General features: G+C 62.4%; 28 protein-coding genes. 18 read left to right on the forward strand and 10 right to left on the reverse strand.

Annotated features, from left to right (window positions below; all coding sequences use genetic code 11):
• The first annotated feature begins 21 nt into the window (after nucleotides 1-21).
• The 14 genes from flgK (at nucleotide 22) to DEJ54_RS00855 (ending at nucleotide 10,404) form a co-directional block, all read left to right on the forward strand.
• Complete coding sequence (gene flgK / locus DEJ54_RS00790; protein WP_113152888.1) at nucleotides 22-1,482, forward strand: flagellar hook-associated protein FlgK; 1,461 nt, start codon at nucleotides 22-24, stop codon at nucleotides 1,480-1,482.
• Between the two features lie 11 nt (nucleotides 1,483-1,493).
• Nucleotides 1,494-2,543 carry a flagellar hook-associated family protein gene (locus DEJ54_RS00795; protein ID WP_113152889.1) on the forward strand — a complete coding sequence of 350 codons (1,050 nt, stop codon included), beginning with the start codon at nucleotides 1,494-1,496 and terminating at the stop codon, nucleotides 2,541-2,543.
• Nucleotides 2,544-2,575: 32 nt separating this feature from the next.
• The gene (gene flaF / locus DEJ54_RS00800; protein WP_113152890.1) at nucleotides 2,576-2,926 is read left to right on the forward strand and encodes a flagellar biosynthesis regulator FlaF; all 351 of its coding nucleotides are present in this window, start codon (nucleotides 2,576-2,578) and stop codon (nucleotides 2,924-2,926) included.
• The gene (flbT, locus tag DEJ54_RS00805; RefSeq protein WP_113152891.1) at nucleotides 2,923-3,360 is read left to right on the forward strand and encodes a flagellar biosynthesis repressor FlbT; all 438 of its coding nucleotides are present in this window, start codon (nucleotides 2,923-2,925) and stop codon (nucleotides 3,358-3,360) included. The genes flaF and flbT overlap by 4 nt, the downstream gene beginning before the upstream one ends.
• 3 nt (nucleotides 3,361-3,363) lie before the next feature.
• Nucleotides 3,364-3,768 (forward strand): flagellar hook assembly protein FlgD, encoded by a 405-nt coding sequence (flgD, locus tag DEJ54_RS00810; protein ID WP_113152892.1) that lies wholly within the window; start codon nucleotides 3,364-3,366, stop codon nucleotides 3,766-3,768.
• 3 nt (nucleotides 3,769-3,771) lie between these two features.
• A complete protein-coding gene (gene fliQ, locus DEJ54_RS00815; protein WP_007008607.1) occupies nucleotides 3,772-4,038 on the forward strand; it encodes a flagellar biosynthesis protein FliQ in 267 nt (88 codons plus the stop codon).
• A 114-nt stretch (nucleotides 4,039-4,152) separates the two neighbouring features.
• Nucleotides 4,153-6,240: a flagellar biosynthesis protein FlhA gene (flhA, locus tag DEJ54_RS00820; RefSeq protein ID WP_113152893.1), complete on the forward strand. Its 2,088-nt coding sequence runs from the start codon at nucleotides 4,153-4,155 to the stop codon at nucleotides 6,238-6,240.
• Nucleotides 6,241-6,312: 72 nt separating this feature from the next.
• Nucleotides 6,313-7,059 carry a flagellar biosynthetic protein FliR gene (gene fliR / locus DEJ54_RS00825; protein WP_113152894.1) on the forward strand — a complete coding sequence of 249 codons (747 nt, stop codon included), beginning with the start codon at nucleotides 6,313-6,315 and terminating at the stop codon, nucleotides 7,057-7,059.
• A gap of 2 nt (nucleotides 7,060-7,061) precedes the next feature.
• Nucleotides 7,062-7,451, forward strand: a complete 390-nt coding sequence (locus tag DEJ54_RS00830; protein ID WP_113152895.1) for a hypothetical protein — start codon at nucleotides 7,062-7,064, stop codon at nucleotides 7,449-7,451.
• A gap of 60 nt (nucleotides 7,452-7,511) precedes the next feature.
• Entirely contained in the window at nucleotides 7,512-8,057 is a 546-nt protein-coding gene (locus DEJ54_RS00835; RefSeq protein ID WP_222473995.1) for a rod-binding protein, read from the forward strand.
• A 22-nt stretch (nucleotides 8,058-8,079) separates the two neighbouring features.
• A complete protein-coding gene (locus tag DEJ54_RS00840; RefSeq protein WP_204360837.1) occupies nucleotides 8,080-8,493 on the forward strand; it encodes a hypothetical protein in 414 nt (137 codons plus the stop codon).
• Nucleotides 8,490-9,008, forward strand: a complete 519-nt coding sequence (locus DEJ54_RS00845; RefSeq protein WP_113152897.1) for a hypothetical protein — start codon at nucleotides 8,490-8,492, stop codon at nucleotides 9,006-9,008. The genes DEJ54_RS00840 and DEJ54_RS00845 overlap by 4 nt, the downstream gene beginning before the upstream one ends.
• A gap of 455 nt (nucleotides 9,009-9,463) precedes the next feature.
• Entirely contained in the window at nucleotides 9,464-9,997 is a 534-nt protein-coding gene (locus tag DEJ54_RS00850) for a MarR family winged helix-turn-helix transcriptional regulator (RefSeq protein WP_113152898.1), read from the forward strand.
• 125 nt (nucleotides 9,998-10,122) lie between these two features.
• The gene (locus tag DEJ54_RS00855) at nucleotides 10,123-10,404 is read left to right on the forward strand and encodes an SCP2 sterol-binding domain-containing protein (protein ID WP_113152899.1); all 282 of its coding nucleotides are present in this window, start codon (nucleotides 10,123-10,125) and stop codon (nucleotides 10,402-10,404) included.
• A gap of 116 nt (nucleotides 10,405-10,520) precedes the next feature.
• Here DEJ54_RS00855 and DEJ54_RS00860 read toward each other — a convergent pair whose 3' ends face one another.
• Both DEJ54_RS00860 and odc2 read right to left on the reverse strand, forming a co-directional pair.
• A complete protein-coding gene (locus tag DEJ54_RS00860) occupies nucleotides 10,521-11,102 on the reverse strand; it encodes a GNAT family N-acetyltransferase (protein ID WP_113152900.1) in 582 nt (193 codons plus the stop codon).
• A gap of 128 nt (nucleotides 11,103-11,230) precedes the next feature.
• Nucleotides 11,231-12,364, reverse strand: a complete 1,134-nt coding sequence (odc2, locus tag DEJ54_RS00865; RefSeq protein WP_113152901.1) for an ornithine/lysine decarboxylase — start codon at nucleotides 12,362-12,364, stop codon at nucleotides 11,231-11,233.
• Between the two features lie 543 nt (nucleotides 12,365-12,907).
• Between odc2 and DEJ54_RS00870 the strand changes: the two genes are divergently transcribed.
• From DEJ54_RS00870 to DEJ54_RS00885, 4 genes are all read left to right on the forward strand, one after another.
• The gene (locus DEJ54_RS00870; RefSeq protein WP_113152902.1) at nucleotides 12,908-14,095 is read left to right on the forward strand and encodes an amidase; all 1,188 of its coding nucleotides are present in this window, start codon (nucleotides 12,908-12,910) and stop codon (nucleotides 14,093-14,095) included.
• An 11-nt stretch (nucleotides 14,096-14,106) separates the two neighbouring features.
• A complete protein-coding gene (locus DEJ54_RS00875) occupies nucleotides 14,107-15,009 on the forward strand; it encodes a LysR family transcriptional regulator (RefSeq protein WP_113152903.1) in 903 nt (300 codons plus the stop codon).
• A gap of 89 nt (nucleotides 15,010-15,098) precedes the next feature.
• A complete protein-coding gene (locus tag DEJ54_RS00880; protein WP_162742198.1) occupies nucleotides 15,099-15,743 on the forward strand; it encodes a DUF1007 family protein in 645 nt (214 codons plus the stop codon).
• Nucleotides 15,744-15,746: 3 nt separating this feature from the next.
• The gene (locus DEJ54_RS00885) at nucleotides 15,747-16,901 is read left to right on the forward strand and encodes a nickel/cobalt transporter (RefSeq protein ID WP_113152905.1); all 1,155 of its coding nucleotides are present in this window, start codon (nucleotides 15,747-15,749) and stop codon (nucleotides 16,899-16,901) included.
• Between the two features lie 30 nt (nucleotides 16,902-16,931).
• Here the strand turns inward: DEJ54_RS00885 and DEJ54_RS00890 are convergent, their stop codons facing one another.
• From DEJ54_RS00890 to DEJ54_RS00925, 8 genes are all read right to left on the reverse strand, one after another.
• Nucleotides 16,932-17,135 (reverse strand): hypothetical protein, encoded by a 204-nt coding sequence (locus DEJ54_RS00890; RefSeq protein ID WP_113155996.1) that lies wholly within the window; start codon nucleotides 17,133-17,135, stop codon nucleotides 16,932-16,934.
• 140 nt (nucleotides 17,136-17,275) lie between these two features.
• Nucleotides 17,276-17,950 (reverse strand): GNAT family N-acetyltransferase, encoded by a 675-nt coding sequence (locus DEJ54_RS00895; RefSeq protein WP_113155997.1) that lies wholly within the window; start codon nucleotides 17,948-17,950, stop codon nucleotides 17,276-17,278.
• Between the two features lie 260 nt (nucleotides 17,951-18,210).
• Nucleotides 18,211-19,830, reverse strand: a complete 1,620-nt coding sequence (locus DEJ54_RS00900) for a TRAP transporter large permease (RefSeq protein WP_113152906.1) — start codon at nucleotides 19,828-19,830, stop codon at nucleotides 18,211-18,213.
• A gap of 5 nt (nucleotides 19,831-19,835) precedes the next feature.
• The gene (locus tag DEJ54_RS00905; protein WP_204360838.1) at nucleotides 19,836-20,531 is read right to left on the reverse strand and encodes a TRAP transporter small permease; all 696 of its coding nucleotides are present in this window, start codon (nucleotides 20,529-20,531) and stop codon (nucleotides 19,836-19,838) included.
• Between the two features lie 101 nt (nucleotides 20,532-20,632).
• On the reverse strand, nucleotides 20,633-21,628 hold the full coding sequence (locus DEJ54_RS00910) for a DctP family TRAP transporter solute-binding subunit (protein WP_113152907.1): 996 nt from the start codon (nucleotides 21,626-21,628) through the stop codon (nucleotides 20,633-20,635).
• 280 nt (nucleotides 21,629-21,908) lie between these two features.
• The gene (locus DEJ54_RS00915) at nucleotides 21,909-23,162 is read right to left on the reverse strand and encodes a phenylacetate--CoA ligase family protein (protein WP_113152908.1); all 1,254 of its coding nucleotides are present in this window, start codon (nucleotides 23,160-23,162) and stop codon (nucleotides 21,909-21,911) included.
• A 28-nt stretch (nucleotides 23,163-23,190) separates the two neighbouring features.
• Nucleotides 23,191-23,871, reverse strand: a complete 681-nt coding sequence (locus DEJ54_RS00920; protein WP_113152909.1) for a zinc metallopeptidase — start codon at nucleotides 23,869-23,871, stop codon at nucleotides 23,191-23,193.
• 31 nt (nucleotides 23,872-23,902) lie between these two features.
• Nucleotides 23,903-24,286 carry a hypothetical protein gene (locus DEJ54_RS00925; protein ID WP_113152910.1) on the reverse strand — a complete coding sequence of 128 codons (384 nt, stop codon included), beginning with the start codon at nucleotides 24,284-24,286 and terminating at the stop codon, nucleotides 23,903-23,905.
• Nucleotides 24,287-24,337: the final 51 nt, after the last annotated feature.

The raw sequence follows: 24,337 nt of genomic DNA on the forward strand, positions 1-24,337 counted from the left end.
CGGGGAAGTGGAAGAATATAAATGTCACTGACATCCGCACTTAGCATCGCACAGACCGCGCTCTTCAACACCTCGCGCCGGACTTCCGTCGTCTCACGCAACGTTTCAGAAGCCAGCAACCCCGATTACGCACATCGCAGCGCGCTGTTGACCAGCATGGTCCCCGGCGCGCGCATCGCCCAGATCCGGCGGGCAGCCGACGAGGTCCTGTTCCGGCAGAACCTCTTTGCCATCTCCGCATGGCAGGGGCAGAAAGCCATGTCCGGCGGGCTCGACACGATGCGCCTGACAGTCAATGGCGTGGACGACGCCAATGCGCCGGCCACCGCCATCAGCAAATTGCAGGAGGCGATGCAGCTCTACGCGGCAACGCCTTCCAACGCCACGCTCGCCGAAAGCGCGGTACAGGCCGCGCATCAGGTCGTGCGCTCGCTGAATGACGGCGCCAATAGCGTCCAGACATTCCGCGCCGACGCCGACCGCGACATCGTCACCGCGGTCGACGACCTCAATTACCTTCTGGGCGAGTTCGAAACGGTCAACACCGAGATCGTCAACGGCACCCGCGCTGGCCGCGACATCTCCGACGCGCTGGACCGCCGCGACGCGCTCCTGAAGAAAATCTCCGAATATGTGGCAATTTCCACCACGACGCGTGCGGCCAACGACATGGTCATCGTCACCGCAGACGGCGCGACGATGTTCGAGACGGTCCCGCGTCCCGTCACCTTCACGCCGAACACGGCCTATGGCCCCGGCACGACCGGCAATGCGGTCTATGTGGACGGTGTTCCGCTGGTGCCGGGCAGCGGCGGCAACACCGACGCCAAGGGCTCCATCGCGGCAGCCCTGCAGCTGCGCGACCAGACCGCCCTTCAGATGCAGCGCCAGCTCGACGAAGTCGCGCGCGGCCTCATCACCGCCTTCGCCGAAACCGATCCGAGCGGCATACAGCCGGACATGGCCGGTCTCTTCAACTGGGCAGGCGGCCCCGGCATTCCGCCGGCTGGCACACTGATCGACGGTCTGGCGGGCGCAATCCGCGTCAATGCCGCCTTCGACAAGAATGCCGGCGGCGACCCGTCGCTCTTGCGCGACGGCGGCGCAAATGGCGCGGTCTATCTGCACAACACCACGGGTGCTGCATCCTATTCGGATCTGCTCCTCAGCTATTCCCAGCGGCTTGACGAGCCGATGACCTTCGACCCGCTGGCCGGGCTCGATACGACCCGCAGCGTCACGGCCTTCTCGTTCGATTCCGTGAGCTGGCTGGAAGCCACCCGCAAGCAGGCGGCGAGCGGAGCTGAAGGCAAACAGGCGCTCGCCGTGCGCTCGGCGACGGCCTTATCCAATGCAACCGGCGTCAATGTCGACAATGAGATGGCGCTGCTGCTGGACCTGGAAAACGCCTATGAAGCGTCCGCGCGTCTCATCTCGGTGATCGACGAAATGCTCAAAACCCTGATGCAGGCCACCCGGTAGAGAGAGAGCACATGAAAACCTCCTTCATCTCATCGCTCGCCATGTCGCAGACGCTGCGCTATCAGACGATGCGCATGCAGTCGGAGCTGGCCGAGAGCCTGAAGGAGTCGCAGACCGGCCGTCACTCCGATGTGGGCATCGCCCTTGGCGCGCATGCCGGCCGCAATCTCTCCATGGACCGCAACATCGACCGGCTGAAAGGCCTGATCGACGCAAACGCGCTCGCCGCCAACCGGCTTTCGGCAACGCAGAACGCCATGTCGCAGATCGGCGACATGGGCCAGAGCCTGCTCGCCTCGCTGACCGCAGCAAAATCCGACATCGATCAGGTCGCCGTTTCGCAGGCCGAGGCGGAGCGTGTTCTTAAAACGCTGACCGGCGTGCTCAACACCAATCTGAACGGCGAATATCTGTTCGCGGGCATCAACACCGATGTGAAGCCGCTGACCGATTTCCACGATGCAGGCTCGCCGGCAAAGACCGCCTTCGACGCCGCCTTCATGGCCAAGTTCGGCTTCACCCGCGACGATCCGGCAGCCGCCACCATCAGCGCGGCCGACATGGACGACTTCATCACCAATTATGTGGAGCCGCAGTTCACCGGCGCGGGCTGGGAAACCAACTGGTCCAGCGCATCGAACCAGAAGATCACAAGCCACATCGCGATGAACGAGATGGCCGAGACCTCGCTGACGGCCAATGAGAACGGCATCCGCAAGCTCGCCATGGCAGCCGCCACCATCTCCGACCTCCTCAACGGACCGCTTGGCGAAGAAGCCCGCAACGTTCTCTACGAAAGATCGCTCACCATGGTCGGCGAGGCCATTGCCGACATCGCCAATGCGCAGGCGCATGCCGGCGTCGTGGAGAACCGCGTGTCAGACGCCAGCGCGCGGGTTTCCGCGCAGGTGGATCTCTTCAAGACACTCATCAAGGACAGCGAGGGCATCGACCCTTATGAAGCCGCGACACGGGTCAACGACCTGCGCGCACAGCTTGACGCATCCTATGCACTGACCGCCCGCCTGCAGCAGCTCAGCCTGCTCAACTATCTGCGTTAACCGACAGCCGGAACCAAACGAACGGGAAGCACATGTACCAGTTTTCCTACAGCGAAGTTCAGACAGACTCGCTTGCCGACGCCCGGGACAGGGAGGAGCAGGTTCTGAGCCGATCGATCGAGCTTCTTCAGAGGGCGCGCGAGAAGGGCCTGAACTCGCAGGAGGCTGTCGAGGCCATTCACTTCATGATGCGCGTCTGGACCGCCTTCATCGACGATCTCGGCAGCCCGGACAACGAACTGCCCAATGAGTTGAGAGCCAATCTCATCTCCATCGGCTTATGGCTTCTACGCGAAGGTGAAGAAGTCCGTCAGGGGCGTTCCCAGAACCTGGACGGCCTCATAGAGGTGTCGCAGATCATTCGCGACGGCATCCAGCAATGAGCACACTGAAAATATCCCTGAAGGCGAATGAGAAGATCTACGTCAACGGCGCGGTCATCAAGACCGACCGCAAGGTGACGCTCGAGTTCCTGAACAATGTCCAGTTCCTGCTCGAGAACCACGTTCTGCAGGCAGAGGATGCGCGCACGCCGCTGCGCCAGGTCTATTTCACGGTACAGATCATGCTGATCACGCCGGAAAACGCCGATGATGCGCGCCGGCTCTTCAATCAGCTTCTGCCGCGCCTGCTCGACAGCTTCACCAATGAACGCATTCGCGCCGGCCTCAAGCATGTCGAGGAACTCGTTTCCAACGGGCAGGTCTATGACGCCCTGAAGGAAATCCGCGCGCTCTATCCAATCGAAGACGAGATCATCGCACAGCCTGCCGCGCCCACCGGGGACAACAGGCTGGCTGCAATGGCAGGGGAGTAAGTCATGAACATCGAAGCGACTTCGGGCGCACAGCAGGCCCAGAAGGCCGGCGCCGCCCGGCAGGCCAACGCGCCGCAAACCGTCGACTACCAGTCGTTTCTGCGCCTTCTCGTGGCCGAGATGAAAAACCAGGATCCCACGAGCCCGATGGAATCCACCGACTACGTGGCCCAGCTCGCCAGCTTCTCGCAGGTGGAGCAGTCGGTGCAGGCCAATGCCAAGCTCGACCAGATCCTTCAGGCCTCGGCGCTGGCGCAGGCCGGCAGCCTGGTCGGCCGCGAAGTCACGTCCGCCGATGGCGAGATCACCGGAACGGTTGCCGAAGTGCGCCTCTACAGCGATGGCGTGATGGCCGTGCTGGAAAGCGGCGACAAGATCCCCGTCGGCCCCGGCGTTGTGATACGCTAGGCCATGAACGAAGCCGACGCCCTCGATATCGTCCAGTATGCGATCTGGACCGTTCTGGTGGCATCCAGCCCCGCGGTCATCGTCGCCATGGTGGTCGGCGTCGGCATTGCGCTTGTGCAGGCCCTGACACAGGTGCAGGAAATCACCCTCACCTTCGTGCCCAAGATCGTTGCGATCCTCGTTGCGGTGGCGTTTTCCGCACCTTTCGTCGCCTCGCAGATCTCCGGCTTCAGCAACGTCATCTTCCAGCGCATCGAGGGCGGGTTCTAGACCCGGCCTTAATTACAGCCGGCAATCCTCCCACGCTCCTCTTTCGCGCAAGCTTGAGACGCTAGCTTCGGCGCAGAGGCGTGCGAACGCCTTCCATCGAGTGGGAAGACCGGCATGGCGTTAAGCGAAGCAATCACAGGCGCAGAAACCCGAAAGCACGGCCGCGACATCGGCTTCGCAATCGGCGTCGTCATCATTCTGGCGGTGCTCTTCCTGCCCATCCCGCCATTCCTGATCGACGTCGGCCTGGCGTTTTCCATCGCTCTTTCGGTTCTCATCCTCATGGTGGCGCTGTGGATCCAGCGGCCGCTGGACTTCTCGTCCTTCCCCACGATCCTGCTCATCGCAACCATGCTGCGCCTGTCGCTCAACATCGCGACAACCCGCGTTATCCTGTCGGAAGGCCACGAGGGCGCAAACGCCGCCGGCTATGTCATCGGCGGCTTCTCGCGCATGGTGATGAGCGGCGACTTCGTGATCGGCCTCATCGTCTTCATGATCCTTGTCGTGGTGAACTTCGTCGTCATCACCAAGGGCTCGACCCGTATCGCAGAGGTGGGCGCACGCTTCACGCTGGACGCCATTCCCGGCAAGCAGATGTCCATCGACGCCGACCTCTCCGCCGGCACCATCGACGACAAGGAAGCCCAGCGCCGACGCGCAGAACTCGAAGAGGAAAGCTCCTTCTTCGGCGCCATGGACGGTGCATCCAAATTCGTGCGCGGCGACGCCATTGCCGGCCTCATCATTACCGCCATCAACATCGTCGGCGGCATCGCCATCGGCTATGCGCGCCACGACATGAGCATCGGCGAGGCAGCCGATGTCTTCACCAAGCTTTCGGTGGGTGACGGTCTCGTCTCGCAGATCCCGGCGCTGATCGTTTCGCTCGCCGCCGGCCTGCTCGTTTCCAAGGGCGGTACGCGCGGCTCTGCCGATCAGGCCGTGTTCGGCCAGCTCAGCGCCTATCCCCGCGCGCTGTTCGTCGCCGCCATGCTGCTCACCGTTCTCGGTCTGGTGCCCGGCCTGCCGTTCCTTCCCTTCATCACGCTTGCCGTCATCATGGCCGCCATCGGCTACACGCTGCCGCGCCGCGCGCGTCAGCGTCAGGAAAGCGCCGACGAGGCCCAGCGTCAGGAGCAGCTCTCGCAGGAAGAAGAAGAGCGCAACTCCGTCAAATCCTCGCTCAAGACCGCGGAGATCGAACTTCTCATCGGCAAGCAGCTCTCCACGCGGCTTCTCGCCTCGCATCAGGAGCTCGCCTACCGCATGGGCAAGATGCGCAAGAAATTCGCTGCGCAATACGGCTTCGTGGTTCCCGAGGTGCGCCTGACGGATGATTATACGATCCCGCCAAAGAGCTACCGCATCAAGATCCACGGCACCGTGGTGACCGAATATCAGATGCGTGTGGGCGAGTTGCTCGTGCTGGTCGGCAACAACCGGATGCCGGACATGCCCGGCGAAGAGGTCAAGGAACCCGCCTTCGGCATGCGCGCCTTCTCCGTGCCGGAGATGTTCGCCGACGATCTGAAGCGCGAGCGCTATGCGTTCGCCGACAACATGTCGGTGTTACTCACCCATCTGAGCGAAGTGATCCGCAACAACCTGCCGCAGCTCCTGTCCTACAAGGACATGAAGGCGCTGATCGAGCGGCTTGATCCGGAATACCGGAAGCTTGCCGACGAGATCTGCTCCTCGCACATCACCTATCCGGGTCTGCAGGCAGTGCTGAAACTGCTCCTTGCCGAGCGCGTCTCGATCCGCAACCTGCACCTCATCATCGAGGCCATTGCCGAAATCGCCCCCCATATCCGCCGCACCGAGCAGATCGTCGAGCATGTGCGCATCCGCATGGCGCAGCAGATCTGCGGCGATCTGACGGAAGGCAACACGCTCAAGGTGCTGCGGCTCGGCGGCCGCTGGGATCTGGCCTTCCACCAGGCGCTCAAGCGCGACGCCAAGGGCGAGATCCGCGAATTCGACATCGACCCGCGCCAGCTCGAAGAGTTCGGCCAGGATGCGAGCAAGGCAATCCGCAAGCATCTGGACGCCGGCGAGCGCTTCGTTCTCGTCACCGCGCCGGAAGCCCGTCCCTATGTGCGCATGATCACCGAGCGCCTGTTCCCCACCCTGCCGGTGCTCAGCCATGTGGAAATGGCCAAGGGCGTCGAGCTCAGCGTTCTGGGCTCCATCTCCTGATGCGGCGTCCGCCCCTTCCTTCATGCAGACCCGGCATCCACCGCCGGGTCATTCCTGCCACGGGCTGACGCGATGCTTGAAACGCCGCTCCTTGCAGCCTTTCTGGCGTTCTGCCGCATCGGCGGCTGTTTCCTGTTCATGCCGGGCCTTTCCAGCGTGCGCGTTCCCATGCAGGTGCGGCTGTTCGTGGCCGTTGCCGCCACACTTGCCATGCTCGCGCATCTGTGGGACCTCATCACGCCGCATGTGTCGAGTGAGCCCGGACCACTTTTCCTGCTCATCGCTTCGGAACTCGCCATCGGCGCGCTGATCGGGCTCATCGCCCGGCTTTATGTCCTGTCGCTACAGTTCATCGGCACATCCATGGCCATGTTCGCCGGTTTCGGCATGGCTGCCGGCGGCACCGCAATCGAAGAAGCCGAACCGCAGCCGCCGCTCACCGCGCTCATCTCGCTGTCGGCGCTGATGCTGCTTTTCGTTCTGGACTTCCACCACGAGATCATCCGCGCGCTCGTCGTGTCCTATCAGCTCGCGCCGATCGAAAGCCTGTTCGATCCGCAATCGGCGCTGACCGACATCACCGACACGCTCTCCGACGCCTTCTACGTGATGATCCGGCTTGGCAGCCCGTTTCTCGCCTACGCCATTCTGGTCAATCTGGGCATCGGCTTCATCAACAAGCTCACGCCGCAGATCCCGATCTACTTCATCTCCCTGCCCTTCGTGATCGCGGGCGGCCTGATCCTGCTTTATTTCGCCATTCCCTCGCTGCTCGGCCTGTTTGCCGAGGGCTTCTTCCCGATTTTCGAGGGGCGCTAGCCATGGCGACGCCACGACAAAAACGCCTCCAGAAACTGGTTCTCGTGATGCAGCGCCTGAAGGACTACCATCAGGCCCAGCACGCGACCCATCTGGCGCAAGCGATTGCCGCCGAGGAAGAGGCAAAGGCCATCACCGACACGCTCGACACCGGCACGGACATGACCAACCTCTTCCCGGAACTCTATCACCGCCGGGTGGCCAGTGCGATGGAGCGCAGGCAGGCCAGCGCCGCACGCGCCCGACAAGAGGTCGGCAACATCATGCAGGCGGATGCGCGCGGCAACGCGCTGGCGCGCGCCTATCGCGAAGCTACCGACCTCGAAGAGCGCAGCGCCGCCGACAAGGAACGTCTCGAATTCATCGAGCGCCGCAGGTCAAACGAGGCTTAAGCCTCCCACAAGCTTGATCTGGGAATATGCCGGTTACAGACACGAGCGATGGAGGACGCCTTGGCGATATCGCCTCCCGGCGACATTGTTTTGAATGTGGCGCGCGCCGCAGATCCGGCCAAAGCCGCCGCCGCGAAGGAGCGGTTGCAGGCAAAGTCGGGCGCGACGGCCAGCTTCCAGGCAGTGTTCGACGCAAGACCCGTCGGCGCAACCAGAACCGACGCCAGCGCACCTTCCGATGTGGAGAAGAAGTTCGAGGCCATGGTGCTTCAGAACTTCATGCAGTCGCTCCTGCCGGAAGAGACCTCCTCCGTTTACGGCGAGGGGTTGGCCGGCGAAATGTGGCGCTCCATGCTCGCGCAACAGCTTAGCGAGTCCCTCGCCGAGCAGGGCGGGCTGGGCATCGCGCGCAATGTGCTGCGCGACTACACGGTCGAAAACGAAGAACGGGTTCCAGTGGGCGCAGTCTCGCAGACACCCGAGCAGGAAGAGGCAGGCAGGCGGGCTCTCATGTCCACCGCCATGGTCGAGGAAATCGAACGGCATGCAGCCAGGACACTCGGGGTAAACCCAGCCGCTGCCGCACGTGACGAAAAAGAGAGCTGAAGCTCAGAAACGGAACGAACCCATGTATGATATGACCTCCGCAGCCAATTCCGAGAAAGCCGCCCTGGCCATGAACCAGCATGGAGGCGCGAGCGCCTTGGCAATCATGCGCCGCATCGAGGAAACCATCGACGCCGAGACGGACGCGATCCGCAACAATCCCGGCTTCGACATCAAGGCCTCCAATGCGCGCAAGAGCCGTCATCTCTACGAACTCACCCGCGCCCTGAAAGGCGCAAATGAAGCAGGCCTCGCCAACGCACACCGCGATGCGCTGGAGCGCCTGCGCGACAAGCTCGCCGTCAATGAAGAGACCATTCGCGCCCATATGAGCGCCGTCAACGATGTGGCCGACCTCCTGCAGGAAGCCATCGAACGCGCCCAGACCGACGGCACCTATTCCGAACGCGAATTCGGGCAGGCCTCACCCGCATGATCAAGTTCGCCCTTGCAGCCCTGTGGATCTGCGCCGTCACGGTGGGAACGATGCTTTATTCGTTCCAGTTCTCACAGGCCAAGAACAGCGCCGAGCCGCCGCCCGCCTTCTTCGGCGGCCTCGACTATGTGAGCACCGACGTGATCTCGGTGCCGGTCGTGAAGAACGGCGCGGTGGATGGCTATTTCCTCGCGCGCCTGTCCTATTCGGTGGATTCCAAGAAGATCAAGGCGCTCAGCATTCCCATGGACGCCATGCTGGTGGACGAGATCTACTCCCATCTCTACGCCAACCCCACCATCGATTACGCAAGCGAAGACGGTTTTAACGTAAACGCCTTTCGCGACGGGCTGATCGAGAGCATCAATGCCCGGGTCGGCCACGAACTCGTCCATGAAGTGTTTATCGAGCAGGCCGACTATCTGTCGAAAGCGGAAATCCGCAATCAGGGAGCACGGAGCCGGCTCGGTCCGGATTCCGAGAGCAGCGCTCCGGCATCAAAAACCGATCACTAGGGACACGACTGACACTGTCGTCCTGCTCCTGAAACACCTTCTGCGAGCCAAAGATCCCAGGCCCTGAAAATCGCCATGGTTTTCAGGGCTTTTGCTTGTTTGAAATCAGGCAAAGCCGATGGATCGCCCCCAAAAGCTTCAAGCCTCAGCACGCCGTGAATAGAGATTATAATTTTAAAACTTGAAATATTATAAAGAATAAAAGCTATCGCAGGACGGCCATTTTTTGCGAAATTAGCCTAATTCGTGAACTTTTGTTTCCGAACACCTCATTCCTGTCCAAAATCGATTTGTTTAATGCAGATATAAGGCGTTGCCTTATACAGCGAACCTATGCAAACAGTCTTTTGCTACTGCGATTATCCCGGTCATTTTTCGTCCGGGGTGCAGAGCGCTGTTTCGTTGCCGCCCTTCGCGCGGGCCGAAAGAGTATATTTTGGAGATTTATAGTGACGATGACGCACACCACGGTCGATATTTCGCCGCCGACCACGGATAAGGAATATATCGAAGCTTTTGACACCGACACCAACGGTACGTGTTTACCGCCCCTGGCAACGGCCATCGGATACAAGCTGCGTCGTGCGCAGCTTGCAGTCTTCCAGGATTTTCAGAAGTCGTTCGCTTCGGTGAAGTTGCGTCCAACCGAGTTTGCAGTGCTTTCCCTGATCGCCGCAAACCCCGGCCAGAAGCAGACCGAAGTTGCAGAACAGCTCGGCATCAAGCGCGCCAATTTCGTCGCATTGATGGACTGTCTGGAAAACCGTGGCCTTGCCGAACGCCGGAAGGGCGACATAGACCGCCGCTCCCACTCTCTGCACCTCACCGAGAAGGGCGCGGATTTCATCACCGAAATCTCGAAGCTCTGGGCACAGCATGAGAAGCGGATCATCGACAAACTGGGCGGAGAGGACAACCGCAACGCCCTCATAGCACTGCTCGACCGCCTGCTGGCCCCCAAGAAAAGAACCCCGCTACCGCGCCGGTGAACGCCAGAAAAACGTTGACGTAAACGTCAACAAATGACTAGTGTCGCCATGTCAGGCCGCACGCTCTCAGAGCGGGTGAAGCCATCGAAACAAGAAAGCGCATCCGGGTTACAGGGAGAATACGCATGGGGATGGACGCAATTGCCGAGAAGGTGAAAGCACGTGTCGCAGATTCGGGCTTTGGCAGCTCGGTGAAATTCGATTGCGGCGATGACGGTGTCATCGTCATCGACGGAAACAGCGTCTCCACCGAGAACGGTGATGCCGATTGTGTCATCAGCCTCGCCAAGGAAGACCTCGAGGCCATGATCGCGGGCGATCTCGACCCGACAGCCGCTTTCATGCAGGGAAAACTCAAGGTGGCCGGAGACATGTCCGTCGCCATGCAGCTCAGCCAGGTGCTCTAAACGACAGCTGAACAGCAGGTCTCCTGCACCATTGCAGGAACCATAACCCATCAGGGCGGATCGCTTTTGTCAGGAAAGCGCTCCGCCCTTTTTCATTTCGGAATGACACGCAGGTCTTATCCCTGGGCAACCCGCCCATGCGCCCCGGCGCGCGCGGCGATCAGGCGGCCACTCGCCTCAAGCGTCCCGGAAGCACCGGCAAGCACGCCGGGCCTGAACTCGAGCGCCTGAAAGCGTTCCGCCTCATAGGGTCCGGGCATGGCAAGCGCACCCGTCAAACTGGCCGAAAACCCGAAGCGCTCATAATAGGCGGCGTCTCCCACCAGCAGAACGGCTGCGTGCTCCAGCCGCCTGGCCTCGGCCAGCGCATGGCGCATCAGGGCCGCGCCCACCCCGCGCCCGGCAAGCGCCGTTTCGACAGCAAGCGGCCCGAGCAGCAGTGCGGCAGGACCGCCCTCGCCGAGACGCACGTCCCACAGACGCACCGACCCGATCATGAAACCATCCGCATCGCGCGCAACAAACGCCAGCCCCTCGGCCGGCACCCGGTCACGGCGCAGCGCCTCGGACGATTTCAGCCTGCGTTTCGGTCCCATGACGCGGTCGAGCAGCGCCTCGCGCTCGATCTCGTCATGCGCTGTTTCGCAAAGAATGGAAAAGGCAGGCGCAAGCGCCCCACCGACAACAGCCTGTGTCATGGCCCTGTCCTCGATGTTCTGTCGATCGCACAGATCGTCCCTGCGTATCCGAATGGGCGCAGGGCGATCTGGAGGCAGTGTGGATTGAGAAGCCCGCGCGTTCCTGCGCGGGCCGGATGTCCGATGCGTCAGATGACGTAGGATCGGAGCGGCTCGAACCCGTTGAAGGCCACCGAAGCATAGGTCGTGGTGTAGGCGCCCGTGCCTTCGATCAGCACTTCATCGCCAATGGTCAGCGACAGCGGCAGCGGATAGGGCGTCTTCTCATACATCACGTCTGCGGAATCGCAGGTCGGGCCGGCCAGAACGCAGGGTGCGGTCTCACCGCCGTCATGCGGCGTCACCAGCGGGTAGCGGATGGCCTCGTCCATCGTCTCGGCCAGACCGCCGAACTTGCCGATATCCAGATAGACCCAGCGCACATTGTCGTTGTCGGCCTTCTTGGAGATCAGCACGACTTCCGACTTGATGACGCCGGCATTACCGACCATGCCGCGGCCCGGCTCGATGATGGTCTCGGGAATGCGGTTGCCAAAATGCTTGCGCAGCGCCGAGAAGATCGCCTGGCCATAGGCCTGTGCGGCCGGAACGTCGCGCAGGTAACGGGTCGGGAAGCCACCACCCATATTGACCATGCGCAGCACGATGCCTTCGTCAGCCAGCGCGCCGAATACGCCACGGGCGTCTTCCAGCGCGCGGTCCCATGCATCGAGATCGGTCTGCTGCGAGCCGACATGGAAGGAAACGCCATAGGGGTCGAGGCCAAGCGTGCGGGCATGGCGCAGAACGTCCACGGCCATGGCCGGCACGCAGCCGAACTTGCGCGACAGCGGCCATTCAGCGCCAGCGCCGTCCGTCAGCACGCGGCAGAACACGCGCGAACCCGGTGCGACGCGCGCAATCTTGTCCACCTCTTCCTCGCAGTCCACCGCGAACAGGCGAATGCCAAGCTCATAGGCGCGCGCAATGTCGCGCTCCTTCTTGATCGTGTTGCCGTAGGAGATGCGGTCGGGCGTCGCGCCAGCGTTCAGCGCCATCTCGATTTCGGCCACCGAAGCGGTGTCGAAGCTCGAGCCCAGCTGGGCGAGCAGGCGCAGGATCTCCGGGGCCGGATTGGCCTTCACGGCGTAATAGATCCTGGAATCGGGCAGCGCCTTTTCAAAGGCGCAGTAATTGTCATGCACGACGTCGAGGTCGACGACCAGGCAGGGACCATCGGGACGGCGGGTGGCGAGGAAGTCAAGAATGCGCTGAGTGGCCATCAGTCTCTCCAATTGCGGCCCTGCTGGCCGCATTACCGAAGCTTCGAAACTGCAAATGCCGTCAGGCATCCGCGGTGGACAAAGGACGCGGCGTGCACACACTGGGGCCGGCAGGTGGAGAGCACCGGAACCAGGTCATGCGTAACGCGTATCTATGCATTCCCGCCTTGCGGCGAATATGCGCTTTGTCTGCCTCAGCTTTGGATGGGAGACCCCAACCGCACTGCCGGCAATGAAGGTGTGCCTCTTCAGTAACCCCGGCTTTTGGACAGCCGGCAGACACCAGAAAGGCCCGCACCGTCGTTGCTTCAAGATGTCCTCGATCTATCGGTTGGCCGTAAGATCGACTGGAGCGGTTAGGTCCAGGTACCGTACCGGTTTCCTCGCCATTTTCGAGGTCCGGCGGACACCCACAGGCACGTGCGACTTTGGGCAGCGCGGATATAGGGGCAACGCCTGTCACAATCAACGAAAATTTTTGTGTGCTTGAAAAAAAGATCCTGAATGCCAACCTGTTGCCGCAGGACCCAGCGAGGAAAAACAATGACAACGACCCGCGACACGCTGAATGCTTTCCTCGACTACCCGAACATCCCCCTTCCAGCCTCCGGCGAAGGCCCGCTCAACGGGCTGACACTCGGCGTCAAGGACATCTTCGACGTGGAAGGCTACCCGACCGGCGGCGGCAATCCGGATCGCGCCAAAGCCTTTCCCGAAGCGACGGGCACCGCGCCCGCCATCCAGCGCCTGCTCGACGCCGGCGCGCAGTTCATCGGCAAAACCCAGACCGACGAGCTCACCTTCTCCATGATCGGGCTCAACGCCCACTTCCCGGCTCCGGTCAATCGCGCCGCCCCGCAGCGCTTTACCGGCGGCTCCTCTTCCGGCTCGGCTGCGGCCGTGGCCGGCGGGCTTGCCGACATCGCCGCCGGTTCAGACACCAATGGCTCCATCCGCGCACCTGCTTCCTATTGCGGCCTGATCGGCCTGCGCACCACCCATGGGCGCATTTCGCTTGAGGGTTCGATGCCGCTTGCCCCCTCCTTCGATACGTTCGGCTGGTTTGCGCGCGACGCCTCGCTCTATGCCCGTGTGGGCGATGTCCTCCTCGGTGAGGACACGCACCGGACACGCCTCACCAAGCCGGTTCGGATCGCGGAACTCGAAGCGCTTCTGTTCGGCGAGCAGGAGCGCGCCGCCTACACAAGCATGCTCCACGCAACAGGTCGTCATTTCGAGCGCGAAGCGGCGTTTCTCGCCCTTCCCGGAACGGTCGATGCGCTCTTCTCCTGCTTCCGCACCATTCAGGCTTACGAGGCCTGGCAGTCCCATGGGGATTTCATCCGCAGGGAAAAACCGCAGCTTGGCCCCGGCGTGAAGGACCGGTTTGAATTCGGCAGCCGGATCAGCGCCGAAACCGTTGCCGGGGCCCGCGCCGAACGCCACCGCTTCCAGCAGGATTTCGCAGCGCTCTTCGAAGACGACATGGTGCTGGTCATGCCCACCCAGCCAACGGTCGCCCCGCTCAAAGGTGCGACCGAGGAGGAGCTGGACCGTTTCCGCGGCCTCGCGCTCAGCCTCACCTCCATTGCCGGCCTGCTTGGCTGGCCCCAGATCACCCTCCCCCTCGGTCACGTGCATGATGCCCCCTTCGGCATCTCGCTTCTCGGGCCAGCCGGCAGCGACCGGCAGCTCATTCGCATGGCCGCAGACATTCTCTCCGGAACCTGAAGGATACGCCCTTGGACACCCTCAGCCGCATGCGCGCCTTTGTCGACGTGGTCGAAGCGGAAGGCTTCTCCGCAGCCGCCCGCAAGGTCGGCAAGTCGAAGGCCCTGCTCTCGAAATATGTGCGTGAGCTCGAAGACGAACTGGGCGCGCTGCTTCTGAACCGCACCACGAGGCAATTGTCGCTGACGGAAGCCGGCCACACCTATTACGCGCGCGCCGTGGAGCTGCTGCGCGATGTGGAAGACCTCGCCGAATCCGTGCGCGATTCCTCCGGTGACGTGCGCGGCCGCGTCCGCCTTTCCGCCCCGCGCACCTTCGCCGACGCGCCTGTCGGCCAGTCGCTGATCGATTTCGCCAAGGCGCATCCCGACATCACGCTGGAGATCAATCTGGATGACCGGTTCGTCGATCTCGTGGAAGAAGGTTTCGACCTTGCGATCCGGATCACGAAGCTCTCCGATTCCTCGCTCATCGCAAAGCGCCTTGCCCCTTTCCGCGTCGTGCTCTGCGCTTCCCCGGAGCTGATCGCCACCCATGGCGAGCCCAAGAGCCCGCAGGATCTGACCCACCTGCCCTGCATCGTCGACACCAACAGCCGCTATCGCCAGAACTGGCCCTTCCGCGACGAGGATGGCGAAATCGTCAACATCCCCGTCACCGGGCGCATCGAGGTCAACAGCCCGATGACCGCGCGCGCTGCCGCGATCTCCGGGCTGGGTTTCGCCGTCCTGCCGGACTTCATCGCCGATCCCGAGGTCGAGGCCGGCCGTCTCGTGCCCCTGCTTCAGGACAATGCCGCCAATGGCGCGGGCATCTACGCCATCTACCCGCATCGCCGATACCTTCCGGCAAAGGTGCGCGCTTTCGTCGATTATCTGGCGCGCTGGCTGAAGGAAAATTATCCCACGCGCTAACAATTGGTCTAATTTCCGCCGGGTTCGTGTAAAACACAGCACAAACGAGACGGGAGCAGACATTTCAAATGCCGACTTGCAAAAAAACCATGCTGAGAACCGGCATCGCGCTTTTGGCCGTCGCCTGCGCGACTCCCGCATTCGCGCATCCGCACGTCTTTGCCGAAGCGCGCCTCGACGTGAATGTCGACGATCAGGGCAACATTGCATCGCTGCACCATGTGTGGCGTTTCGATGATCTGTTTTCCAGCACCGTGCTGGTCGAGTTCGACAAGAACCAGGACCTCGCGCTCAGCCAGGAAGAGCTGGACGAGGTGGCAGGCGTCGTTCACGCCTCGCTTGCCGACTTCAACTATTTCCAGCTCGTCACCAGGGACGGCAAGGATGTCGCGATGGAAGCGCCGGACCGGCTTATTGCCGATTTCGTCGACAACCAGCTCATCATCCTGTTTGAATCGAAGCCCGGAGCGCCGCTCGCCCTCGACGGCAAGATTTCGCTCGGCGTCTACGATCCCACCTTCTACACAGCCATCGACTTCATCGAAGACAGCTACATGACCGTCAACAATCTGCCGGCCGGTTGCACGCAGAGCGTCGTCCGTCCCGATCCCGATGAAGCGCTCGCCCAGAACCAGCAGACGCTGACCGAGGCCTTCTTCGAAGATCCGACGGGCAACGACATGAGCAAGATCTTTGCGACCCGGCTTGAGATCGCCTGCAACAAGGACAGCTGACCCATGCTTCCATCCCGCCGTGTTGTCATCGCAGCCGCCGCGCTGACCGTTCTGGCCACGGGCGCGGCCCTCGCGCAAAGCTCGCTCGGCATCGGCGCGGCAGAGCCGGCAATCACGCCGACAGGCCCCTTCGCCGGCACGCTGCAATGGATCAACACCCAGCAGCAGGCGTTCTACCGCACGCTCACCGGCGCGCTGAAATCGATGCGGGACGATGGCAGCAATCTCTGGATACTGATCGGCCTGTCATTTGCCTATGGCGTCTTTCACGCCGCCGGCCCCGGCCACGGCAAAGCCGTCATCTCGTCCTACATGCTGGCCAATGAAGTGGCGCTTCGGCGCGGCGTGGTTCTCTCCTTCGCCTCCGCGCTCCTGCAGGGGCTCACCGCCATTGTCCTCATGAGCATCGTCTTCCTCGCGCTGCGCGGCACCTCCATCTCCATGACGGACGCCGCCCGCTTTCTGGAAACCGTCAGCTTCGGCCTCATCGCCGTGTTCGGCGCATGGCTCCTGTGGCGCAAGCTCTCGGGCATGATGCGCAGAAGCCCGGCGCCAGAGCCCGCGCCGCAGGCCATGCACAGCCTGTCTGCCGCCCATGCCGGCAACCACGCGCATGAGGATGGGCATGCGCATGAGCACCACGATCATTCCACCTGCGGCCACGCACATCATCACGATCACGCACATGATCATGACCACGGGCATGACGGGCACAGCCACGACCATGCGCACGCGCATGACCATAAACATGATCACGGCCACGCTCATGGTCCGGGCGAAGTCTGCCCCTCCTGCGGCCATTCGCACGCACCCGATCCCGCCCTGCTTTCAGGCGAGCGGTTCGACTGGAAAACCGCAAGCACGGCCATTGCCGCAGTCGGCATTCGTCCCTGCTCGGGCGCGCTCATCGTGCTCACCTTCGCATTCCTGAACAGCCTGTGGCTCGGCGGCATGCTCTCGGTCATCGCCATGTCCATCGGCACGGCCATCACCGTTTCGATCCTCGCGACACTCGCGGTCACGGCCAAGAACTGGGCAATCGCGCTGTCGGGCAGCGACCGCGCAAGCAATCGCGTTCACAATGTGATCGAGATCGGCGGCGCAGCCATGGTCATGCTCCTGGGGCTCACGCTTCTGGCAGCGAGCCTCACCGCCTGAGATTTCCTGTCTGACGAAAAGGGAGCGGGGTCAGTCCCGCTTCTTCTTCTGGGCGCGCGCGCGAAGCCAGAACACTCCGAAAAACGCGAGTACGAACAGCGCCGCGAAAGTGCCCGCCGCCCAGGGCGAATACTCGCCAATGGCCAGCATGATGCGTGGCATCAGATACGCCACGACGCCAAAACCGATGAGGATGAGCGCGGCCGCGATCGCCGCCTTGCGATTTTCCGACAAGTGATCCCGTCCGTCTTCCAGATCGTCCCGCGTCCATTCCGACGCACAAAGGACCATCGCAATCATTGATGCAGCCCCGGGCATTCCCGCCCGCCTGCACGTTGCCACAACAAAAGCGCCTGCAATCCATCCGCCCCGGATCAGTCCCGGAACGCTTCCAGCCGCTTCTTCTGTCGGCCTTCCTTATCGAAATTGGCCGGATCAAGCCATCCGTCAAATGCACTTTTTAGGGCCGGCCACTCGCTGTCGAGCATGGAGAACCACGCCGTGTCACGGTTCTCACCCTTGACCACCATATGCTGCCGAAACAGCCCCTCATGGGTGAAGCCAAAGCGCTCAGCCGCCCGCCGCGAGGGTTCGTTGGCGTTGTTGCACTTCCACTCGAAGCGCCGGTAGCCCAGATCCTCAAACACATGGCGCGCCACCAGATAGAGCGCTTCGGTCGCCCGCACCGTTCGTGAAATCCCCGGGCCCCAATAGATGTTGCCCACCTCGATCACGCCATTGGCCGGATCGATGCGCATCAGCGCCTGCCGCCCGCCAACCGCGCCCGTCTCCTGATCGATCACCACATGGAAAAACGGATCGGCGCTGGCAGCCGCCTGTTCCAGCCATTCCTGAAACACCTCACGGCTCAGCGGCGGATAATCGCCCAGCCAGCGAAACCGCTCACCGGCGTCGGGGACGGTCGAAACCGCGTAGAGTCCGTCGCCATGGCGCGCCGGATCGAGCGCCTCCAGCCGCACGGTGCGTCCCTCCAGAGCGGCGCGCCCGGGACGCGGCCTTGCTGTCCAGCCGGAAAGATCGGTCTGCATGTCGGTTTCCTCCAAAAGCGCCTTTTCTCCTGAAAAGCACGCCCGCCCTGCACAGAACAGACCCAGCTCCAGACGCAGGCTGCGCCAGAAACACCAAGAGCACCTTGGAAGGGAAATATCAGGGTGGAAAACGGGCGGAGCGGCCACTGGTCGGCCGCCCCGCTTCGAACCGTGCTTGGGAGGAGGAAAGCCGATCCGACATCCAGAATCCTAAGCGCGAAATCGTTAACGTTTACTTAACGCAATCCCTCAAATCCCGATTATCGCGTCACGATCTCAGGCCCCATAAGGCTATAGGGCAACCATGTTGACATAAACGGTACATAGGTCACGAGGATCAGGAAGACGAACAGCACCAGCACGAAGGGCGCTGCCGCCCGCACCACCTGGATCAGACTCATGCCGGTGATGCCGCTCGTCACGAACAGATTAAGCCCGATCGGCGGCGTGATCATGCCGATCTCCATGTTCACCACCATGATGATGCCGAGATGCACAGGATCGACCCCAAGCTCCATGGCGATGGGAAACACCACCGGCGCAACGATCAGAAGAAGACCCGACGGCTCCATGAACTGGCCACCCAGGAGCAGTAGCAGGTTCACGGCAATCAGGAAGGTGAACCAGGTGAAGCCCGCATCGACCATGAGGGCGGTGATCGCCTGCGGAATGCGCTCGGCGGTCAGCACATGGGCGAACAGCAGCGCGTTGACGATGATGAACATCAGCATCACCGTCGTGCGCGCGGCGTCCACCGTCACCTTGCGCGTTTCCTCGTTGAAGAAGGCGCGCAGGAAATTGCGCCCCATCAGCCCCAGATTGCGCCGCCAGATCGGCAGACTGGCCACCAGAAGCCCCGCAAGGCCGCGAGAACCGGCCTGTTTGCCGCGCCACAGCGCATAGGCGACCATCGCCACCAGCGACAGCACGACGCCCGTCAGCGTACGCCCCTGAAGCGTGACGCCCTCCCATTCCGCCGTCAGGAAGAAGGTCAGGATCATCCAGACGAAGAAGAAGGCCAGCGCATAGACGGTCGCGGAGAACCCGATGCGCGCATTGACGCCATCCTCCTCGCGCACCCATTGCTCGCCCTTCATCGGCCCCATGTCACGGTAGACGAAGACCGCCACAAGGAAGGAATAGACAGCGGCAACGGCCGCCGCCTCGGTCGGCGTGAAGACGCCGCCATAAATGCCGCCCAGAATGATGATGATCAGGAACAGGCCCCAGCCGGCTTCCTTGCCGCCCGCGATGATCTCGCCAAAGCCCTTCCAGTCCTCCGCCGGCAGGTTGCGCACCCGCGCCATCACATAGATGGCGATCATCAGCATCAGGCCCGCCACCAGCCCCGGCACCACACCGGCCAGGAACATGCGGCCAACCGAAACATCCGTCGCCGCCGAATAGACGACCATCACGATGGACGGCGGAATGAGAATGCCGAGCGTGCCCGCATTGGCGATGATGCCGGCCGCAAACTCCTTGGTGTATCCGACCTGCCGCATGCCCGCGATGGCGATGGTGCCAATGGCCACCACCGTTGCCGGCGACGAGCCGGAAAGGGCCGCAAACATCATGCAGGCCAGAACCGACGCCATGGCCAGACCGCCACGGAAATGCCCGACCGAGGCGATGGCGAAGCGGATGATGCGCCGCGCCACACCGCCCGTCGACATGAAGGCCGACGCCAGAATGAAGAACGGAATGGCAAGCAGCGTGTAGTTCTGCGACGCGGTGAACAGCTGCAGCGCCACCGACGATATGGAATCGCTGGAAAAGAACGCGATGATGATCAGTGACGAAAGGCCGAGCGCCACCGCCACGGGAACGCCCATGAACAGAAGGAACAGGACGAGGATGAACAGAATGGCTGGTTCCATCGCCGCTACTCCTTCAACGCGTCTTTGTTTTCGGCGACCAGATCCTCGGCCTCATGGCCGGCAATGATCAGGTCGCGCTCGCCACGGGCAATGCTCACCACGCCCTGCAGCGCGCGAAAAGCCAGCAGCGCAAGCCCGACCGGCAGCATCAGATAGGCCACCCAGCGCTGCACACGGTCCTGCAGCCCAAAGGCCTCCTGCATCCACAGGGGATAGCGCAGATCATCGAGGCCGGTGCCCCGGTCGAACATGAATTTCCAGTAGCCGATGGCCCCGGTCTGCCGCCAGTTGGTGGAGACATCCGCGCCGACCAGCGTCATCCAGCCCGCATAGAGCAGGATGAAGGCATAGAGGAACACACACACTGCCCCGAAAATCGCCGCCACCTTGAAAAGCCGCGATGGCATCATGCGGATAAAGGCGTCGACCCCCAGATGGATGCCGCTCTTCACGCCATAGCTCATGCCGAAAAGGATCATCCAGGCAAACAGGATGCGCGTGAATTCCAGCGCACCGCCCCAGCCGCTGTTGAAGCCGTAACGCGCGATCACCTGCGTGAACGAAACGAATGTGATGGCTGCCAGAAGAATGGCGAGAATGTTTTCCTCAAACCGCCCCACCGCATCGGGATAACGCCGTTCCAGAACGAACAGCACAATCACGAGGGCAACGAGTCCGAGCGCCGGCCACAAGAGCGCCATGTTTTCCTCCCGAAAACACCTGCCACAAGACCGCCCGCTGAAAGCGGACGGCCCTGCAAGGCGCGGCGAGGGGAAACGCCGCGCCGGGATTGGTTATGGGATCAGGAGCCACTGGAAGCAGCAGACTCGATCAGCTCCGCGCCGATGTCGCCTTCGAACTGCGTCCATACCGGCTTCATGGTCTCAACCCATACGGCGCGCTGCTCGGGCGTGAGCTCGCGGATCGTGCCGCCTGCATCCAGAATGTTCTGGCGGCAGGTCGCTTCCTGCTCGGCAACATTGTTGTTCGCCGTCGTGGTCACCTCTTCCACGATGGCCACGAACTGATCGCGCACCGCCGGATCGAGACTCTCAAGCCATTCGGTCGAGGTCACGAGAAGATAGGCAAGGAGCTGGTGGTTGGTCTGGGAGATGCCGTCCTGCACCTCGAAGAATTTTTGGGTGTAGATGTTGCACCAGCTGTTTTCCTGGCCGTCCACAACGCCCGTCTGCAACGCGCCATAGACTTCCTTGAAGGCGAGCTTCTGCGCCGATGCGCCCATGGCCTCGATCATGGCGACGGCCACGTCAGAGGTCTGCACACGGAACTTCAGCCCCGCCGCGTCCTGCGGCTCGATCAGCGGCTTGCCAGCCGAAAACTGCTTGAGGCCCGAAGACCAGAAGCCAAGACCCTCATAGCCCTCGTCTTCCATAACCTTCAAAAGCCCGTGCCCTTCCTCGGAGCCGATGAAGGTGTTCACCGCATCCAGCGTGGGGAACAGGAACGGAAGGTCAAACAGGCGGTATTTCAGCGTGTAGGCCTCAAATTTCGCAAGCGAGGGGGCCGCGAGCTGCACATCGCCCAGAAGCAGGGCTTCCATCACCTTGTCATCGTCGTAAAGCGTCGAGTTCGGGAACACTTCCATACAGGCGGTTCCGTTCATCTCCTCATTCACGCGCTCGGCAAGAAGCGTCGCTGCATCGCCCTTGGGGTGGCCCTTGTCGGCAACCACGTGGCTGAACTTGATGACCATTTCGCCATCGTCGCACTGGGCCTGGGCCTGCGTGGCTAAAGCGGTCAGGGCAAGCGCCGACACGGCGCCAATCAGAAATCGCATGAGTGTCTCCTCCACTGTGCACGCCCCGTCATGCGCGTCATACGCGACGGGTCATCCAATGCGGCCTTTGTGAGCCGCTTCATTCTTGTTCGTGGGCGCTACCTTATTCTTGGGCGCTACCTTGTTCTTGGGCGTTACCCTGTTCTTGGGCGTTACCCTGTTCTTGGGCATTGCACGAAAGGCACACGCCATCCGAGCACCGCTATAACTGTATCCTGTGATACGGGTGCCCCGAAATCAAGCGAGAGGAGGAGCCCTCAATGGGTTTCGCCCTTATGCTTTAGTCTGAGTAGTCGCGTTCGTCGGCGATCACCTTGCCGTCGCGCGGCAGGCTTCCGGGCTCCGCCAGATGCACCTGTCCGCCAACCTTGGTCACCTCGCGCAGCGTCGCCTCAATGGCGGCGGCGTCCGGTTCGGCACCCGCATGCGCCTCCACATGCAGGGCCATCGCATCGCTCGCGCCATCACGGGTCACCACCAGCCGCGCCCGCTCCACCGCGCCATGCCGGCGGATCAGCTCCGCGATCTGCTTCGGGTCGATGAACATGCCCTTGACCTTGGTGCGCTGGTCGGCGCGCCCCATCCAGCCCCTGATGCGCATGTTTGTGCGCCCGCAGGGGCTTTCCCCCGGCATGATTGCCGAGAGGTCGCCGGTGCCGAGCCGCACAAGCGGATAGGCCGGATTGAGCGATGTGACCACCACCTCCCCGACCTCGCCTTCGGCCACCGGATCGTCAGTGCCCGGCCGCACGATCTCCACGATCAGATTCTCGTTCACGACCATGCCCGGCAGCGGCCCACCGTCCTGACCGGAGGTTTCATAGGCGATCACACCGAACTCCGCCGTCGCATAGCATTGCAGCACCGAGATGCCGCGCGCGCGATAGGCTTCCCGCATGGAGGGAAACAGCGCGCCACCGGAAACAAGGCCGATGCGGATGGATGAGAGGTCCCTGCCATCCCTGTCCGCGCGCTCCAGCATGATCTGCAGAAAGTCGGGCGTTCCCGCATAGACGTCGGGCCGAAACGCCTCTGCCGCCTCCACCTGCATGTCGGTGTTGCCGGTGCCTGCGGGAAACACCGCACAGCCCAGCGCCCGCGCGCCCGTGTCGAGCACGAAGCCGCCCGGCGTCATGTGATAGGCAAAGGCGTTGTGCACGCGCGCACCCGGCCGCACACCGGCGGCAAAGAAGGCGCGGGCCGCCTGCCAGGGATCGGCCCCGGCTCCCTGAATTTCCCAGATCGGCCCCGGCGACATGAACACCCGCGCGCCCTCCAGCGCATCCGGGTCGACAAACCCGCCAAACGGCGGGTTCTGCTTCTGTCGTTCCAGAAGCTCCGGCTTGCGCAGCACAGGCAGGCTGGCAAGAGCCTGCCGATCCACGATTTTTGAGAGATCATGGCCGGAGAGCCAGTCCGCAAGGCCTTCAGCTTTGCCAATGGCGTCGCTCAGAAAGCGCGGCAGGCGTAAAAACAAATCATGCTCGCGCTCCGCCGGATCGCGGATTTCCAGCGCATCGAAATGCGGTGACATGGCTCCTCCCCCATGGGTTCAGGCCATGTTATCGCAACAATCGCACCCAGCGGGCAAGATCGACCAAGGTAATGAGTGCCGCCGCCAGATAGGTCAGCGCCGCCGCCTTCAGCACCGAGCGCACGGCCGGCATATCCGTCTCCGAGACATAGGCGCCCTTCTCCAGAACCGGCAGCGCCTTGCCGAAACTGGCGTCCAGCTCTACCGGCAGCGTGGCGAGCGTTACCAGAACGCGCACCGAAAGGAGCCCCACCCCCACCGCGAGAAGCGCCACCAGCGCCATGGGCGTGCGGGCCAGAATGGCGAGAAAAGGCGCAGCGATGAAGAAGATGCCCGCCGCCTTGTCCGTCACCATGGCAAAGCGCGCCAGCCCCTGCCACGCCCTGAAGGAGCGTTCGCCATTTGCGTGCTGAACCGCGTGCGAAACCTCATGAGCGGCAACGGCCACCGCCGTCAGCGAACGCCCGGAATATACATTTTCGGAAAGACGGACCGCCCGCGCCTGCGGGTCGTAATGGTCGCCCCGGTCACTGGTTTCGACGGGCACATCCGGCAGCGAGAAGCGGTCGAGCAGATGGCGGGCAAGCTCCCCGCCGGTTCCGGGAATGTCCGGTCGGTCATCCCCGTGTTTTGCCAGCGTGTGCCGCACCCAGAATTGCGGCAACACGATCACGGCAAGCAGAAGAAGGGCGAGGACGGCAAACAGCATGTGTCGCGGCTCGTCCCCGCCCCTTCAAGGTTCAGGAAACGCCGGAGGCGCGGTTGAGAACGAAGTTCGTTCCGTTGGCCAGCGTGCAGTTCATCCGGTCGCTAGAGGCCAGAAGGCATGTAGCTGCCGTCTGCTGCTGGCTCTTCAGCGAATAGAAGGAAAGCTCGATGGTCTGCCCGCCACGGTGCGAGTAAGACCCCTCGGTCAGCACTTCACCGGTCTGGATCGAGCGGGAGCTGAAGCGTCCGCCCTGCAGGGTCGAAACGGCCACACCGTCCGTGCCCATCCACTGCCCTTCGACGCCGGTCTGCCGCGCCATGCGCGGGCCACCGCCGCTGCCCATATCGGTCTGACAACCAGCCACCGCCAGTGCAGCCGCCACCGCTCCAAGCGTCAGAATATTACGTGTTCTCATAGCCTTGGCCTCCTGTCGCCAACCGGTCCCTGCCGGTCGCGCACCGTCTTT

This window comes from Nitratireductor sp. OM-1, assembly GCF_003296175.1.
In the GTDB taxonomy this organism is placed as follows: domain Bacteria; phylum Pseudomonadota; class Alphaproteobacteria; order Rhizobiales; family Rhizobiaceae; genus Nitratireductor; species Nitratireductor aquimarinus.